Origin of the sequence: Empedobacter sp. UBA5924, from assembly GCF_002431085.1 — a bacterium.
GTDB classification, from domain to species: Bacteria; Bacteroidota; Bacteroidia; order Flavobacteriales; family Weeksellaceae; genus Empedobacter; species Empedobacter falsenii_B.
In genome coordinates this window covers 1-15,852 of record NZ_DJDM01000002.1, presented here as the reverse complement: position 1 = coordinate 15,852, position 15,852 = coordinate 1, and the positions used below count along the sequence as shown (strand labels likewise).

The window sequence follows — 15,852 nt, the reverse complement described above, 5'->3', positions numbered from 1 at the left end:
AATGTCTGATAAACAAAAAACTTTAGCGAATGAAGCCGTTCTAAAAGGTGTTGGCTTACATACAGGTAAATTTGTTACCTTAACATTTAGACCAGCCGAACCAGATACAGGATTTGTATTTGTTAGAACAGATTTAGAAGGTCAACCTCAAGTAGAAGCTGATGCACAGTATGTTGTGAGTACAGCCAGAGGAACAACTTTAGAGAAGAAAGGAGTTAAAGTACATACAACAGAGCACGTTTTGGCAGCTTTGGTAGGTATGGATATTGATAATTGTTACATTGAAATTGACAATGCGGAACCACCAATTATGGACGGTTCTTCTCGTTTTTTCGTTGAAGCAATAGAATCTGCTGGAATTGTAGAGCAAGATAAAGACAGAGAATATTATAGAATTAAAGAAATTGTAACGTATGTAGATCCAGAAACAGGATCAGAAATCACGGCGATTCCTGCAGATGAATACCAAGTTACAGCAATGGTAGATTTCGGAACGAAAGTTTTGGGAACTCAAAATGCAACTTTAACATCTATCAAAAACTTCAAACAAGATATCTCTCAAGCAAGAACATTTTGTTTCTTACATGAGTTAGAGCAATTGTTGGAAGCTGGTTTAGTAAAAGGTGGAGATTTAGACAATGCAATTGTTTATGTTGACAAAGAAATTACGCCAGAAACAAAAGAAAAATTATGTAAAGCGTTCAATAGAGATGATGTTTCTATTCGTCCGAATGGAATCTTGGATCACTTGACTTTACACTATCCAAATGAAGCTGCACGTCACAAATTATTAGATGTTGTGGGAGATTTGGCTTTAGTAGGTAAAAAATTGAAGGCTAAAATTATTGCAACAAAGCCTGGACATCATACCAATACAAATTTTGCAAAGAAATTAAGCAAACAAATTAAATTAGCGCAACGCAATAAAGTGCCAGAATTTGATTTGACAGCAGAACCAGTTTATGATATTAATGATATCATGAAGTTATTACCACATCGTCCACCATTCTTATTGATTGACAAGGTAATTTCTAAAAGTGCAACAGGTTTAATCGGCGTGAAAAATGTAACGATGAACGAGCCTTTCTTTGTTGGACATTTTCCTAAAGAACCTGTTATGCCAGGTGTATTGCAAATTGAAGCAATGGCACAATTAGGAGGGTTATTGATTTTAGGAGAATTAGAAAATCCTCAAGATTATTCAACTTATTTCATGAAAATTGAAAGTGCTAAATTTAAACGCAAAATTATTCCAGGTGATACATTGGTGTTTAAATTAGAGTTGGTTGAACCAATTAGAAGAGGAATTGTTCATATGCAAGGAATTGGATATGTAAACAATCAAATTGCTGTGGAAGCAGAAATGATGGCAGTTATTACAAAAGAATAATTAAAGAAATGGAAGTTATGAATCATCCGATGGCATATGTTCATCCAACTGCAATAATAGGTGAAAATGTTACAATCAGCCCTTTCTCTTCTGTTTACGAAGATGTAGAAATTGGTGATGGAACATGGATTGGTCCTAATGTAACAATTATGTCAGGAGCACGTATTGGAAAAAATTGTAAAATTTATCCAGGTACGGTAATTTCTGGTGAGCCTCAAGATTTGAAGTACGAAGGTGAAAAAACTTTAACATATATTGGTGACAATACAACAATTCGTGAATGCGTTACTGTAAACAAAGGAACTAATGCATTAGGTTATACTAAAATTGGTGACAATTGTTTGATTATGGCAACTGCACATATCGCGCACGATTGTGTTGTAGGAAATAATGTCGTAATCGTAAATGCGGTTGGTTTAGCAGGACATATAGAAGTTGGAGATTTCGCTTTTATTGGTGGTTATAGTGCAGTTCATCAATTTACAAAAATTGGAGAACATGCTTTTGTAGCTGGTGCGACACAAATTCGTAAAGATGTTCCTCCGTATGTTAAAGCTGCAAAAAATCCTGTTGCTTATGCGGGAGTTAATGCAATTGGATTGAGAAGAAAAGGTTTTACATCAGAAGAAATCTTCGAAATTCAAGGTATTTACAGAATTTTATATCAACAAAAAAATAACGTATCTCAGGCTGTAGAACAAATCTTAGAAAAATTCCCAGATTCACATTATCGTGAAGTGATCCTTGATTTTATCAATACAAGTGATCGTGGAATTATGAAAGGATATAGCTCGGGAGTTTAATAAAATAACAATAGAATAAATGGCGACAACTTCTGATATCAGAAAAGGTTTATGTATTATTTTTAATAATGATACGTATAAAATTATCGAATTTTTACACGTAAAACCAGGTAAAGGACCTGCTTTCGTTCGTACAAAATTAAAATCATTAACTAACGGAAAAGTATTAGACAATACATTCTCTGCTGGTCATAAAATTGAAGAAGTTCGTGTAGAAACACGTAACTACCAATATTTATATGAAGATGATAATGGTTTCCACTTCATGAATAATGATGATTTCTCTCAAGTTTATTTAAACAAAGATTTGATTGATAATTCACAATTTATGAAAGCTGGTGACGAAGTAAAAATCTTGTTCCGTGCTTCTGATGAAACAGCTTTAGCAGCTGAGTTACCAACTACAGTTGTAATGGAAATTACATACACAGAGCCAGGTCTTAAAGGTGATACAGCTACAAATGCTACAAAACCTGCAACGACAGAAACTGGTGCTGAAATCCGTGTTCCTTTATTCATCAACGAAGGTGATAAAGTAAAAATCAACACAGAAGATGGTTCTTATGTAGAACGTATTAAAGAATAATTATTCTGAAATATAGATAAAAAAAGCGACCTTTTGGTCGCTTTTTTTATTACAATTTTATTGTAACTTTTTCGCTAGAGCATGTCGTTTCTTTATCTATTTTCTTGACAAAAATTGTAGAACCTAAGAATTCATTTTTGATTGTGATAGATGATGAATCACTCCCTTTATAAACCGTTTTATTCTCTTTTGGATCGAAATTATAGATTCTATTTCCATCTTCATCCAACCATTCGAATTTATATTTCTTATCGTCAGTATTTTTTAAAGTAAGTATAATCGTTCCGTCTTTTTTATTCTGTTTGATACTAACTTTTTCAGAAAAATTAATTTTTTCTAAAACAGTAATTTGAATTGCTTTTCGTTCAGATTTTTTGTTGTTCCAATTACTTTCAACATAATAAGTCTTATTCTCAGTAATAGTTGGACTAATAATATTGCTTCCTTTTACAAATGGTTGAGTAGAATTTAGCTCATCATACCAAAAATATTCAACTTTTGCTTCTGGATTTTTCACCGTTAGTGCCTGATGTTCATTGTAACAACTTTCTTGTTTTTCACCCCATGTCAAAACTGGTGGAGTTAAACTCTCATTATTAGGTTTTGTAATTTCCCATTGCGTTGTGTACATATGATTCGCATGATTTTCTTTTCTTACTAATTGCGTTGTATCCGTCACTTCAGCTCTTAAAATATTTTTTTCTAAGTTGAATTGACCTTTGTTTAGATGAATAGAATCTAAATTTTCTGCAATCAATTTATTATTCAAAATCCATTTTACTTTCAGGGTATTTGGAACTGGTTTTACTAAATTAAGAGTAAAAGCATTCATGTTTTCTGTGTTAACAGGAGTATCAACAGCGGGTTTTGTAGAAATAATTGGATTTGTTTTTTGATGAATTACTTCAATAAATTCTTCTTGACAAACATTACAAAAAGGCGCGATTAAATATTGCATTTTACAGAATTCGTGCGGACGAAACCATTGTGCTCTTGCATCTTTTTCGCCATATGCATAAATTCCAATTCCATTTGTCCCAATCCAATTTTTCCAAGGAACATCTTGTATATTCTGTGTTTTATTTGGACCAGGAACCGTATACAACGGACCAGACCAATATTCGTCTGATAATTTTGCAAACGAATGTCCAATTTCGTGAACAGCGATATCATTACTTTTAAAATTAACTGTTGTCGTCGCAAATTCTCCTCCAGAACCACCATAAAAAGGAGAATTAACAAGAATTACAACTTGACTATAATTGGGAATATTATCTTTCAGAACTTGTAATACCTTTTCATTTTTCGTTGGAACAACTAAACGATGAATTCCAGAAATATCAAAACTACTTCCGAAAATTGTATTTGGATTAGTTTTCGGAACTTCATATTTCTTTACAAATTTATTATAACGTTCAGGTAACTGATCCCAATCTACTTTTTCTGTGGGACATTCTTTGGTAGAATATGGGTGAATTGCACCAGATTCCTCAGAAATACTATTTATAACAAATACATTAAAATAATTGATATATTGACTTAATGGTTCCGTTTTGAAAAAATAGTCTGTAAATCGTTTTGCATCTTCTTTATAATATTTTAATTCGTCTTTTGTATAACCATCTGCTAAAACAACAAGGTTGATAATGTTTTTATCACTTCCCTGATATTGTAAGGTATCAATTTCGAATTTTTGTGCTGATAGAGTTGAAACTGTAAATAGAGTGGTGGCTAGAAAAAATAATCTTGTTCTCATAGTTGTATTTTGAAAAAATAATACGCAATATAGTAAGATAGATTTTTTTAATGAAATTTTGATTTTAAATATTTATTATCGGATAGGAGTTCTTAAATCATTATAAAACTGAAGAATATATTGTATTTTTAACACAAGAAATAATCTTGAACCAACTATGAAAATCAAAACCAAAAAGTTTCTGAAAAAATCTTTTTATACTTTACTTATTTTAGGAATTGGAAGTCTTTTGTTCACAGCTTTTGCAAATTATAAAATAGAAAACTCAACGGAAGAATTTGTCACAGATAAATTAGAGATTTTACCTAAAACCAAAGTTGCGATTGTATTGGGAACAGCGCCAAATTTGGTGAGTGGTTATCAAAATTATTACTTTACGTATCGTATAGAAGCTGCAACAGAATTGTATCAATCAGGAAAAGTAACGTACTTTATTTTGAGTGGAGATCATGGTCGAAAAACCTACAACGAACCTGAAGCAATGAAACAAGCCTTAATAAAAAATGGAGTTCCAGAAAATGTGATTTATTTGGATTATGCAGGTTTTAGAACATTAGATTCTATGATTCGTGCAAAGGAAATTTTTAGTCAGAATGAATTTATTGTAGTTTCCCAAGAGTTTCACAATCAACGAGCAGTTTATATTGCACGTCAAAACGGAATTAATGCGTATGGTTACAGTGCAAAAGATGTCAATAAACATGCTGGATTAAAAACAAATATCCGCGAGTATTTTGCTCGAACGAAAGTTTTTATTGATAGCTTTTTTGGTGTTCAACCAAAGTTTTTAGGAGAGAAAATTGAGATAATTTAATTTTTATTCAATGAATAAAGATATAAAGCAAATAATGAGTAAAATGCTTCTAATTCAATCTTCTGATTGCATTTTTATTTATGGTAAACACAATTTTAAAATAAATAATGAATTAGATTTTACTTTTGATTTTGAAGAATTAGTAGAGTTAAATATTGTAGAAAATAATATTGAGAAGAATCTTTTTACTTCCATCATTAGTCATTGTAAAGGAATTATTAAAAATAATTTTATTGTTGATTTGACTAGTTACAGAAACGCTGAGAATTTATATGTGTATTTAAAGGAAACATCCGAGTATTATGTTATCATTTCAATCGGAGAATACCAACCTAGTTTATATAGAATTTATATAGAAGGTGTCTTTTTGAAAATGTTTTAGGAAAATTATTTGAATTAAAAAGAGAAACCAAACTAATGATTTCTCTTTAATATTTTTTACTTCAAACTACTAAAATATCCTCTCAAAATAGCATCGTTAGCAGAATTTCGTGTATCAATTTCTAAAATCTTCGGGCGATTACTTTCTGCATAAAAATCTTCAAAAGTATTTTCTAAATCAGTTAAATTTGAAACAACTTGGTATTCAAAACCATACATTTTAGCTAAATGTTCGGCAGTGAAATGATGTTTTGTTTCAAAATAATCTTCAACAACATCTGTTTCAGATGGGCCAGGAATAAATTTGAAAATATTTCCTCCGCCATTATTGATCAAAATAATTCTGAAATTATTCGGCATGTTTACATTCCATAACGCATTCGAATCATAGAAAAACGAAATATCTCCCGTAATCATCACCGTATTTTGACCAAAAGCGATGCAAGCCCCAATCGCTGTAGATGTAGAGCCATCAATTCCACTTGTTCCGCGGTTACAAAAAACAGGATTCGAATTGTTGTGATCATACAATAATCCGTAACGAATAATGGTTGAATTTCCGTACTGAATTTGCCAATTTTCAGGATAATTTCTAATAATGGAATCAAATGCTTTCAAATCACAAAATGGAATCATATTGATGTAATTTTTGTGTTTGATATTATTCGCTTCTCGTATCGAATTCCATGTGTTGTAATATTCTGATTCTTTTGGATTAACAAACGGAACAAATTGTTCTAGAAACAATTCAGGTTTCGTCTCAATTTTATCTGTTAATGCTTGGAAAGTGTCTGGTTGCCAATATTCATCTAAATGCCAATGTTGCGTTGGCTTTTGATCACGTAAGAATTTTTTAATCTTTTTGGAAACGACATTTTGCCCAATTGTCAATAAAATATCAGGTTTCAACGCTTCTAATTCTTCTTCCGAATAAGGGAAAATAACTTGATCTATTTTATTGAAAAATCGTTCATCATGAATATTTGATGTTACTTCTGTTAACACAACAACCGAATCATCTTGCGCCAATTGTTTTACAAAATGATCAAATTTGGCATCAGGATGATGTAATCCGACCAAAATCATTTTACGCGTCGAAGCATTCCAACGTTTCATCAAATCAATTACATCAATTTCTGGATAATCTTTTGCAGGAATTGTAATTGTATCAATTTCAATATCTGGTGTTGTTACAGATTCGTACAAAGGCTCAGAAAAAGGCATATTGATATGAATTGGCGCAGATTTGTGCATACAATCAATCAACGCATATTTCGTCAACAACATATTTCGCGTTAAATCATCCGTTTCTTCACTTTCGGAAAGTTGTACATTATGAACTGAATGTTTCTCAAAAATATCTTTTTGGCGAATGGTTTGTCCATCAAAATTATCAACCAAATGCTCGGGACGATCTGCAGAAAGCACGATTACAGGAACATTTTGAAAAAAAGCTTCCGTAATTGCTGGGTAATAATTTGCCGTTGCCGAACCAGAAGTACAACAAACAACAACAGGTTTCTGAATTTGCTGTGCCATTCCCAAAGCGACAAATCCTGCCGAACGTTCGTCGATTACACTATAAGTTTTGAAACGTTTGTCATTCGCAAATTGCATTGTTAATGCTCCGTTTCGAGATCCTGGCGATAATACGATATGATCAATTCCGAAAGCCAAAAAAGTTTCAGCAATCAATTGAACATTTAATTTATTTGATATTTTTCTCAACGTAGTTGTCTTAAATTATAAAAGGTTTTGATTAGCAAATTTACTAAACAAAACCTTTCAAAAAGTATGATATTTTTAAGAATTAAGTATGTAAACCTCCGTCTACACTCAAAACTTGTCCTGTTACATAACTTGATAAATCTGACGCTAAGAATAAACATGCATTTGCAACGTCTTCTGGTTGTCCTCCACGTTTTAATGGAATTCCATTACGCCATTCTTCAACAACTTTTTGGTCTAAAACTTCTGTCATTTCAGTTTCGATGAAACCTGGTGCAATTGCATTACAACGAATATTACGAGAACCTAATTCTAATGCAACAGATTTAGAGAAACCAATTAAACCAGCTTTAGATGCTGCATAATTTGCTTGCCCAGCATTTCCTTTGATTCCAACAATAGAAGACATGTTCACGATAGATCCAGAACGTTGTTTCATCATTGGTTTGATCACTGCTTTTGTTAAGTTGAAAGCCGAATTTAAGTTTGTTTGAATTACTTTTTCGAAATCTTCTGCAGACATTCTCATCAACAAATTATCTTTTGTAATTCCAGCATTATTAATTACAATATCAACTTGACCAAACTCAGCAATTACATCTTCCACTAATTTTTGAGCAGCTTCGTAATCAGAAGCATCAGATTGATATCCTTTTACTTTACCGAATTGTCCCAATTCTTCTTCCAAAGCTTTTGCTTTTTCTACAGAAGAAGCATAAGTAAAGGCAACGTTAGCGCCATTTTTCACAAAAACTTCAGCAATACTTTTTCCAATACCGCGAGTTGCGCCTGTAACGATTGCTGTTTTACCTTGCAATAAATTCATGTTTATAGGTATTATATATTGCTTCAAAAATACGATTTTTTGTGAGAGTTAAAAATGTAAAAAAATACTTTATCAATTTTATTTAACATTTTATGGTATTATAATTGAAAATATTGATTGTTATAACCAAATTAAAAATATAAAAACATGAAGAATCTATTGAAATTTTTAGCGGTAACATTTTTTGCCTTATTTGTATTTACGGCTTGTAGCGATGATGATGATCCAGCAAACAATGATTTCTTTGCAGGAACTTATAAAGGAAAAATAAGTTATGTTGATGGAAATAATACTCTTTCTGCTGATAATGGAAGTGTATTTGTAACTAAAATTGCAAGTGGAACAAAGTATAATTTTGCTTTTTCTGATAAAATTCCAGATTTGAACGGAGTTGAGTTCGAGAAAAAAGGAGACAATACTTTAGTAAGTGTTGGGGCAACAGAATTATCTTACATTAGAATTGATAATTCAAAATTAACTATTCTTTATACAAAAGATGGTAAAACTTGGACTGCGAATGCAACAAGATAATTTTTAGGAATAATAATAAAAGACGTTCAGTTGTGAGCGTCTTTTTTTTGTACAATATTTTGAGTTGAAAATAGTTAAATATAAAATGATGTTTTATGAGAACGATTGTATGTTTTGCTTCTTTATTAATGCTGATATTTTCTTGTAATAATGAAGATGATGGTCTGAATACTATTTATAAAGAAAAATATGAAAGACGATTTATAATTTTTCAAGATTCTTTAGGAGGAATTGTTCAAGATAGTGTAGTAGTGCAAGTTTCTCAATCTAAGAATTTATATAAATTTGATTTTATCACATCTCAAAAAATTGATCCGATAGAAAATATTCAAATGGAAATGACAGGAAGCAATTCGTTACGAAATGTGGGATGGACACCGACAAAACTGATTATGCTTTCTAGAGATAGTATCAATATTTCTTACAAAGATGGAAAACGATATTGGTTAGTCAATTCGATTAGTGAAAATTAATCATAAAAAAATCCACTCAATATTGAGTGGATTTTTTAGTATGATTTAAAATTTCAGATTATGATCCGAAAGCTGTTTTAATTTGATCTACGAAGTCTAATTTTTCCCAAGTGAATAATTCAACTTCAACTTCAACAACATCCTGTCCATTAGCAGATTCAAAGCGTTTTGAAACTATTTTTGGTTCTCTACCTAAGTGTCCGTAAGATGCAGTTTCTTTGTAAATTGGGTTTCTTAATTTTAATCTTTGTTCGATAGCGAAAGGCTTCATATCAAAGATTTCAGAAACTTTTGTAGAAATTTCTCCTTCAGTTAACTCAACTTTTTGAGTTCCGAAAGTATTTACTAATAAAGAAACTGGAGCAGCAACACCAATTGCATAAGAAACTTGTACTAAAACTTCGTCAGCAACACCAGCTGCAACCAAGTTTTTAGCAATATGACGCGCAGCATAAGCAGCAGAACGGTCAACTTTTGATGGATCTTTTCCTGAGAAAGCACCACCACCGTGAGCACCTTTACCACCATAAGTATCTACAATAATTTTACGACCAGTCAAACCTGTATCTCCGTGAGGTCCTCCAATAACGAATTTCCCTGTAGGATTGATATGATAAGTAATACTATCTGTAAATAAATCGCGTAAATGAACAGGTAATTGCGCTTTTACACGTGGAATTAAAATACTTACTAAGTCATTTGTAATTTTATCTCTCATTGCTTCTTCGTTTGCGAAGTCATCATGTTGAGTAGAAATTACAATAGTATCGATACGAACAGGTTTGTTGTCATTATCATATTCAATTGTTACTTGAGATTTAGCATCAGGACGTAAATATGGTAACAAATCTTTTTCGTATTTACGGATATGCGCTAATTCTTTCAATAATCTGTGCGATAAATCTAACGCCAAAGGCATATAGTTTTCAGTTTCGCTTGTAGCATAACCAAACATCATTCCTTGGTCACCAGCACCTTGCTCTTCGTCAGATTGTCTGTCTACACCTTGGTTAATATCTGGAGATTGTTCGTGAATTGCAGATAAAATTCCACAAGAATTTGCATCGAACATATATTCACTTTTCGTGTAACCAATTTCAGCAATTGTTTCTCTTGCTACACGTTGTAAATCAATGTAAGAATTAGATTTTACTTCACCTGCTAAAACAACTTGTCCAGTCGTTACTAAAGTTTCACAAGCTACTTTACTTTTTGCATCAAATGCTAAAAAGTGGTCAAGAATTGAATCAGAAATTTGATCGGCAATTTTATCTGGATGCCCCTCAGAAACTGATTCTGACGTAAATAAATATGACATTTCTATACTTTTTTTTAAAATGATAGAGGGAAGGAGAAAACTGAAGTCCTGTTTTAGCAATTGTTTTATGAGGTTGCAATCAGTCAAATCTTTCCTCTCGATTTTTCGAGCTCAAATATACAATGAATAATATGAATAATGAAAGATATTTAACATTTATTAGTATATAAAAATTATAGAGTTTAACTTTTTATCTTTTTTAGAATAGAACAAAAAACGGTGTGTTTTAATAAATTATAAATATATTTTCTGTAAATGAGTAATTTTTTTAATCTATATAGATAATTATTCAAAATAATGTTGTTACTTTAGAAAAAAATTAATTGAAATGAAATTTGACACTCTCGATCAACAGCTGCTAATGTATCTACAAGAAAACAGTAAAATTACCTATAAAGAATTATCTGATAAGTTAAATTTATCGTCAACCGCAATTCATGAAAGAATCAAGAAATTAGAAAAGTCAGGAATTATTTCTAAATATGTTGCGCTTGTAAATAGAAGATTAATTAACAGAGAGCTTTTGGTATTTAGCCATATTAAGTTACAACAACATTCTGCTGATAACATCAAGATTTTCGAAAACGAAATTGTGAATTTAAAAGAAGTTCAGGCGAGTTATCATGTAAGTGGTGATTACGATTACATTATCAAAATGTCTTTCGAAAATATGGACGAATACAGAGATTTTATGGTAAATAAACTAACAACAATAAAGGTAATTGGTAGTACTCACAGTACTTTTGTTATTGGTGATGTAAAAGATGATACCGCTTTCCAATTGGTATAAAAATATAAGAATGGTTCTGATAAATTAGAATTTTTTTTGATTGAATAAGTAAAAATAGAGAAGACATGAGCAAGGAAATAGCAGTTTTAGGAGCTGGTTGTTTTTGGTGTGTGGAAGGAATTTTTAATTCGATAAATGGAGTAGAACAAGCTATCTCTGGATTTGCAGGAGGTAATGTAGAAAATCCTACTTATCGTCAGGTTTGTGATACAGATACAAATCATGCGGAAGTTGTTGAAATTACTTTTGACAATGAAGTGATTTCGTACAAAGAATTATTAGAAATTTTTTGGAATATACATAATCCAACACAGTTAAATAGACAAGGAAACGATGTTGGTACACAATATCGTTCGAGTATTTTTTACACATCAGAAGAACAAAAAAAGCAAGCGGAAGAATCGTTAAAAGAGTTTGATAACGGAACTTTGTATGAAGATAAATTCGTTACAACAATAGAGCCTTTAGATAAATTTTGGCCAGCCGAAGATTATCATCAAGGTTATTACAATGAAAATCCAGATCAGCCATATTGTTCGGCAGTTGTTGGACCAAAAATTGCAAAATTTAAATCTAAATTCAAACAGATTTTAAAATAAGAAAAGCGACCAATTGGTCGCTTTCATTTTATTTTCCTTTTTTACGTGCTTTCGCTTTCTGTTTTTGCTGACCACGGTTTTTAGGTTTAGATTTTGGTGGTTTACGTTTTGTAGGACCACCTAAATTCACCTTTTTATTTTTATCTTTTTTCTCGTGAAATGCTGCACCACGTTCTTCAATTTTTACAGTTGTAAGTTGTTTCATTTTTACAACATCTTTCTCAAATTCACGTTTTACAGGATTTATTTTTACGTCCTCTTCAGGAAAAGGAAGTTCGTTAATCTCTTTATCCATCAATGCTTCAATAGCATCTAAACGTTCAATTTCCTTTTCAGAAAAATAAGAAATCGCTTCTCCTTTTTTATCCGCACGTCCTGTACGCCCAATTCGGTGAATATATTGTTCTGGAATTTCTGGAATTTCGAAATTGATAACATGCGTAACATCAGGAATATCCAAACCACGAGCCATAATATCTGTCGTGATAATTCCTCGGTATTCATCTCTGGTAAAGGCTTCCATTGTTCTCAAACGATAATTTTGAGATTTGTTAGAATGAATTACTCCAAATTCATCTGGATAAATTTCATCTAAATGATTAAAGATTAAATCAGCATGTTTTTTATTGTTTGCGAAAATTAAAACTTTCTCAAATTTTGCTTTGTCTCCTAATTGATGAACAATTAAATTCAATTTTGTATTGAAATTCTCAACTGGAATAGCCAATTGAGTGATTTTTTCTAATGGTGTTCCTGAACGAGCTAAGGAAATTTCAATAGGATTTTTGAAATATTCGTGTAACATATCATCTACTTGATCTGTCATCGTAGCAGAAAATAAAATGTTTTGACGTTTTTCGCTCATCATTGTAAATAAATGAATCAGTTGCGGACGAAAACCTAAACTCAACATTTCGTCAAATTCGTCAACCACTAATTTCTTCATTTCTTTGAATGATAATACATTGTCTATCGCCAAATCTAAAACACGACCTGGTGTTCCAACCAAAATATCAACGCCTTCATACACCAATAATTTTTGAGTATTGATGTTTACACCACCATAAATTCCTAAAACACGAACATTGATAAACTCTGTTAATTGCTCTAAAATATCGGTAACCTGAACAACTAATTCGCGTGTCGGAACCAAAATAACAATCTTTGGTTGATTCGTTTTAGAGTATTGATAAGTATTCAACAAGGGTAATAAGTAAGCCATTGTTTTACCTGTACCTGTTTGGGCAATTCCCATTATATCTCGTCCAGAAAGAATCGGTTTGAATGATTTTTCTTGAATTGGAGTTGGGGTTGTGATATTCAACTTTTCTAAAGCCGAACTCAATTGTTTTGTTAATTCGAAATCCGCGAATGTAGCTTTCATTTTGCAAAGATAAGTTTTCTTGATGACTTCTTAAAAACTCAATGTGCAATCCGTTCAAATTCGTTGAAACTTCGTACTTTTGCATTTCGATTAAGTAAAAAGGAATAAAAATGAGTTTAAAACAATACATCACGCAGAATGTTTTAGAAGCGATTCAAAACGTTTATCAAATTAACCCTGAATCTGTTGAAATTCAGTTTACAAGGAAAGAGTTTGAAGGTGATTATACATTGGTTGTTTTCCCATTAATCAGAACTTTGAAAGGTAAACCAGAAGAAATCGGTGCTAAAATCGGTGAAAATTTGGTTGAAAATAATAAAATTACAGCGTTTAATGTTGTAAAAGGTTTCTTGAATATGAGTTTAAGTTCAGTAGAATTTTTAGAAAATTTTACTCAAAATGCTCAAAATTCAACTTTTGGAATTACAAAAGTTGATGAAAATTCGAGAACGGTAATGGTAGAATATTCATCGCCAAATACAAACAAACCTTTGCATTTAGGACATGTCCGTAATAATTTGTTAGGATTTTCGGTTTCTCAAATCATTGAAGCAGCAGGAAATAATGTGATTAAAACACAAATTATTAATGATCGTGGGATTCACATTTGTAAATCTATGATTGCTTGGGAAAAATTTGGAAATGGTGAAACACCAGAATCTGCAAATATGAAAGGCGACCATTTGGTTGGAAAATATTATGTGGAATTTGACAAACATTATCGTCAAGAAATCAAAGAATTAGAAGCGCAAGGAAAAACGGAAGACGAAGCGAAAAAAGAAGCTCCAATTTTCTTAGAAGCACAAGAAATGCTGCGTCAATGGGAAGCACATGAACCAAAAGTTATTGAGCTTTGGCAAAAAATGAACGGTTGGGTGTATGATGGTTTCGCTAAAACGTACAAACGTCTTGGTGTTGCTTTTGACGAATATTTATACGAATCGAATACCTACATTTTAGGAAAAGATATTGTTGAAGATGGTTTAAACAAAGGTGTTTTCTACAAAAGAGAAGATGGTTCTGTTTGGATTGATTTGACTGCAGAAGGTTTGGATGAAAAATTAGTTTTACGTTCAGACGGAACTTCGGTTTATATCACACAAGATTTAGGAACTGCAGTAGAGCGTTTCAAAAATAATCCAACGTTAGAAGAATTAACGTATGTTGTAGGAAATGAGCAAGATTATCACTTCAAAGTTTTGTTCTTAATCTTGAAAAAATTAGGTTATTCTTGGGCTGATGCTTTACATCACTTGTCTTACGGAATGGTTGATTTACCAAACGGAAAAATGAAATCTCGTGAAGGAACAGTTGTAGATGCAGATGATTTGATGCAAGAAGTTTATAATACAGCAAAAGAGATTTCTGAAGAATTAGGGAAATTAGACGGAATGTCTGATGATGAAAAAGCTGAGTTGTACGAAACAATTGCGATGGGTGCTTTGAAATATTACATTTTGAAAGTAGATCCTAAGAAACGTATTTTATTCGATCCGAAAGAATCTGTTGATTTTAATGGAAATACAGGACCTTTTATTCAATATACTTTTGCGCGTATTCAGTCATTATTGAGAAAAGAATCCCCAAAAGAATTTGATGCAAATGCAATAGAATTGAATGATGCAGAAAAAGAAATTATTCGTGCATTATACGATTTCGAAGATACGATAGAAAAAGCAGCAACAGAAATGAGCCCTGCTTTGATTGCGAATTATGTGTATGAATTAGTTAAATTATTTAATTCATTCTACCAAAACAATCCAATCTTGAAAAATGAAGATGAAAACGTGAAAAATTTCCGTTTATATCTTTCTCAATGGGTTGCAAATACAATTCAGAATTCGTTACGTTTATTAGGAATTGGTGTTCCAGAAAGAATGTAATCGACTTATAAAATAAATAAAATGCCTCATCAATTTGGTGAGGTATTTTTTTAACTTTACAATATGAAAATAGGAGATTTACTGAAACAAAAAGATCCTCACGATAAATTTAATTTGAAACGATTTCACGATGCGCAAAGTTTTGTGTATGATGAAATCTTAATGGAAGTTCATGCAGGAAAAAAACAAACGAATTGGATTGTTTTTATGTTTCCTCAATTAGTTGGATTAGGTTCGAGTGATTCGTCATTAGAATTTTCGATTTCTTCAAAAGAAGAGGCGAGAGCTTTTGTGAAAGATGAAGAACTTTGGGGAAATTATTTAGAAGTTTTATCTGTATTATTAATGCAACATAAAGGCGTAATTCCGCAATTAATTTTCGGAAAAAATGATGCAATGAAACTGAAATCAAGTTTGACTTTATTCAACTTTATAGTTCCGAAAGAAAAAATTATCAAAGATGTTTTGAAGTTTTTTTATGCAGATCAAGTCGATAAAAAAACATTAAGTATATTGAAACAAATGAATAAATAAAAAAATCTCGAGCATTTGCTCGAGATTTTTTATTTAGACACTGTCCAAAATTTTGT

16 protein-coding genes are annotated in these 15,852 nt (G+C 31.5%); 11 read left to right on the top strand and 5 right to left on the bottom strand.

From position 1 onward, the window contains the following. The first annotated feature begins 1 nt into the window (after position 1). From B3792_RS00640 to efp, 3 genes are read left to right on the top strand one after another with little or no spacing between them, the layout of a single operon-like run. The gene (locus B3792_RS00640; protein WP_038336111.1) at positions 2-1,390 is read left to right on the top strand and encodes a bifunctional UDP-3-O-[3-hydroxymyristoyl] N-acetylglucosamine deacetylase/3-hydroxyacyl-ACP dehydratase; all 1,389 of its coding nucleotides are present in this window, start codon (positions 2-4) and stop codon (positions 1,388-1,390) included. A 17-nt stretch (positions 1,391-1,407) separates the two neighbouring features. Further along, positions 1,408-2,193: an acyl-ACP--UDP-N-acetylglucosamine O-acyltransferase gene (lpxA, locus tag B3792_RS00635; protein ID WP_115002092.1), complete on the top strand. Its 786-nt coding sequence runs from the start codon at positions 1,408-1,410 to the stop codon at positions 2,191-2,193. Positions 2,194-2,212: 19 nt separating this feature from the next. Next, complete coding sequence (gene efp, locus B3792_RS00630) at positions 2,213-2,779, top strand: elongation factor P (protein WP_038336113.1); 567 nt, start codon at positions 2,213-2,215, stop codon at positions 2,777-2,779. A gap of 49 nt (positions 2,780-2,828) precedes the next feature. On the opposite strand, the gene B3792_RS00625 is transcribed toward efp, so the two are convergent. After that, positions 2,829-4,535 (bottom strand): M64 family metallopeptidase, encoded by a 1,707-nt coding sequence (locus B3792_RS00625; protein WP_286496220.1) that lies wholly within the window; start codon positions 4,533-4,535, stop codon positions 2,829-2,831. 157 nt (positions 4,536-4,692) lie between these two features. Between B3792_RS00625 and B3792_RS00620 the strand changes: the two genes are divergently transcribed. Together B3792_RS00620 and B3792_RS00615 are read left to right on the top strand one after the other, a co-directional pair. Next, positions 4,693-5,349, top strand: coding sequence for a SanA/YdcF family protein (locus B3792_RS00620; RefSeq protein ID WP_291068576.1), 657 nt, complete (start codon positions 4,693-4,695; stop codon positions 5,347-5,349). A gap of 10 nt (positions 5,350-5,359) precedes the next feature. Then, a complete protein-coding gene (locus tag B3792_RS00615) occupies positions 5,360-5,731 on the top strand; it encodes a hypothetical protein (RefSeq protein WP_038336116.1) in 372 nt (123 codons plus the stop codon). A 56-nt stretch (positions 5,732-5,787) separates the two neighbouring features. On the opposite strand, the gene menD is transcribed toward B3792_RS00615, so the two are convergent. Both menD and fabG read right to left on the bottom strand, forming a co-directional pair. Further along, positions 5,788-7,458, bottom strand: a complete 1,671-nt coding sequence (gene menD / locus B3792_RS00610) for a 2-succinyl-5-enolpyruvyl-6-hydroxy-3-cyclohexene-1-carboxylic-acid synthase (protein WP_280051849.1) — start codon at positions 7,456-7,458, stop codon at positions 5,788-5,790. An 82-nt stretch (positions 7,459-7,540) separates the two neighbouring features. Then, on the bottom strand, positions 7,541-8,284 hold the full coding sequence (gene fabG, locus B3792_RS00605; RefSeq protein WP_038336119.1) for a 3-oxoacyl-[acyl-carrier-protein] reductase: 744 nt from the start codon (positions 8,282-8,284) through the stop codon (positions 7,541-7,543). A 147-nt stretch (positions 8,285-8,431) separates the two neighbouring features. Here fabG and B3792_RS00600 point away from each other — a divergent pair, with 147 nt between their 5' ends. Both B3792_RS00600 and B3792_RS00595 read left to right on the top strand, forming a co-directional pair. After that, complete coding sequence (locus B3792_RS00600) at positions 8,432-8,815, top strand: hypothetical protein (RefSeq protein ID WP_221856850.1); 384 nt, start codon at positions 8,432-8,434, stop codon at positions 8,813-8,815. Positions 8,816-8,910: 95 nt separating this feature from the next. Further along, a complete protein-coding gene (locus B3792_RS00595) occupies positions 8,911-9,288 on the top strand; it encodes a hypothetical protein (RefSeq protein ID WP_221856848.1) in 378 nt (125 codons plus the stop codon). A gap of 58 nt (positions 9,289-9,346) precedes the next feature. Here B3792_RS00595 and metK read toward each other — a convergent pair whose 3' ends face one another. Further along, positions 9,347-10,606, bottom strand: a complete 1,260-nt coding sequence (gene metK, locus B3792_RS00590) for a methionine adenosyltransferase (protein WP_219035092.1) — start codon at positions 10,604-10,606, stop codon at positions 9,347-9,349. Positions 10,607-10,934: 328 nt separating this feature from the next. Here metK and B3792_RS00585 point away from each other — a divergent pair, with 328 nt between their 5' ends. Continuing rightward, positions 10,935-11,396, top strand: a complete 462-nt coding sequence (locus B3792_RS00585) for an Lrp/AsnC family transcriptional regulator (protein WP_115001022.1) — start codon at positions 10,935-10,937, stop codon at positions 11,394-11,396. 65 nt (positions 11,397-11,461) lie between these two features. Next, entirely contained in the window at positions 11,462-11,995 is a 534-nt protein-coding gene (gene msrA, locus B3792_RS00580) for a peptide-methionine (S)-S-oxide reductase MsrA (protein WP_038336125.1), read from the top strand. Positions 11,996-12,023: 28 nt separating this feature from the next. Here msrA and B3792_RS00575 read toward each other — a convergent pair whose 3' ends face one another. Beyond that, on the bottom strand, positions 12,024-13,379 hold the full coding sequence (locus B3792_RS00575; RefSeq protein WP_125349811.1) for a DEAD/DEAH box helicase: 1,356 nt from the start codon (positions 13,377-13,379) through the stop codon (positions 12,024-12,026). Positions 13,380-13,489: 110 nt separating this feature from the next. On the opposite strand from B3792_RS00575, the gene argS reads away from it, so the two are divergent. Further along, positions 13,490-15,262: an arginine--tRNA ligase gene (gene argS, locus B3792_RS00570; protein WP_286475224.1), complete on the top strand. Its 1,773-nt coding sequence runs from the start codon at positions 13,490-13,492 to the stop codon at positions 15,260-15,262. A gap of 63 nt (positions 15,263-15,325) precedes the next feature. Continuing rightward, the gene (locus B3792_RS00565; RefSeq protein WP_135835150.1) at positions 15,326-15,796 is read left to right on the top strand and encodes a DUF1810 family protein; all 471 of its coding nucleotides are present in this window, start codon (positions 15,326-15,328) and stop codon (positions 15,794-15,796) included. The last annotated feature ends 56 nt before the right edge of the window (positions 15,797-15,852 follow it).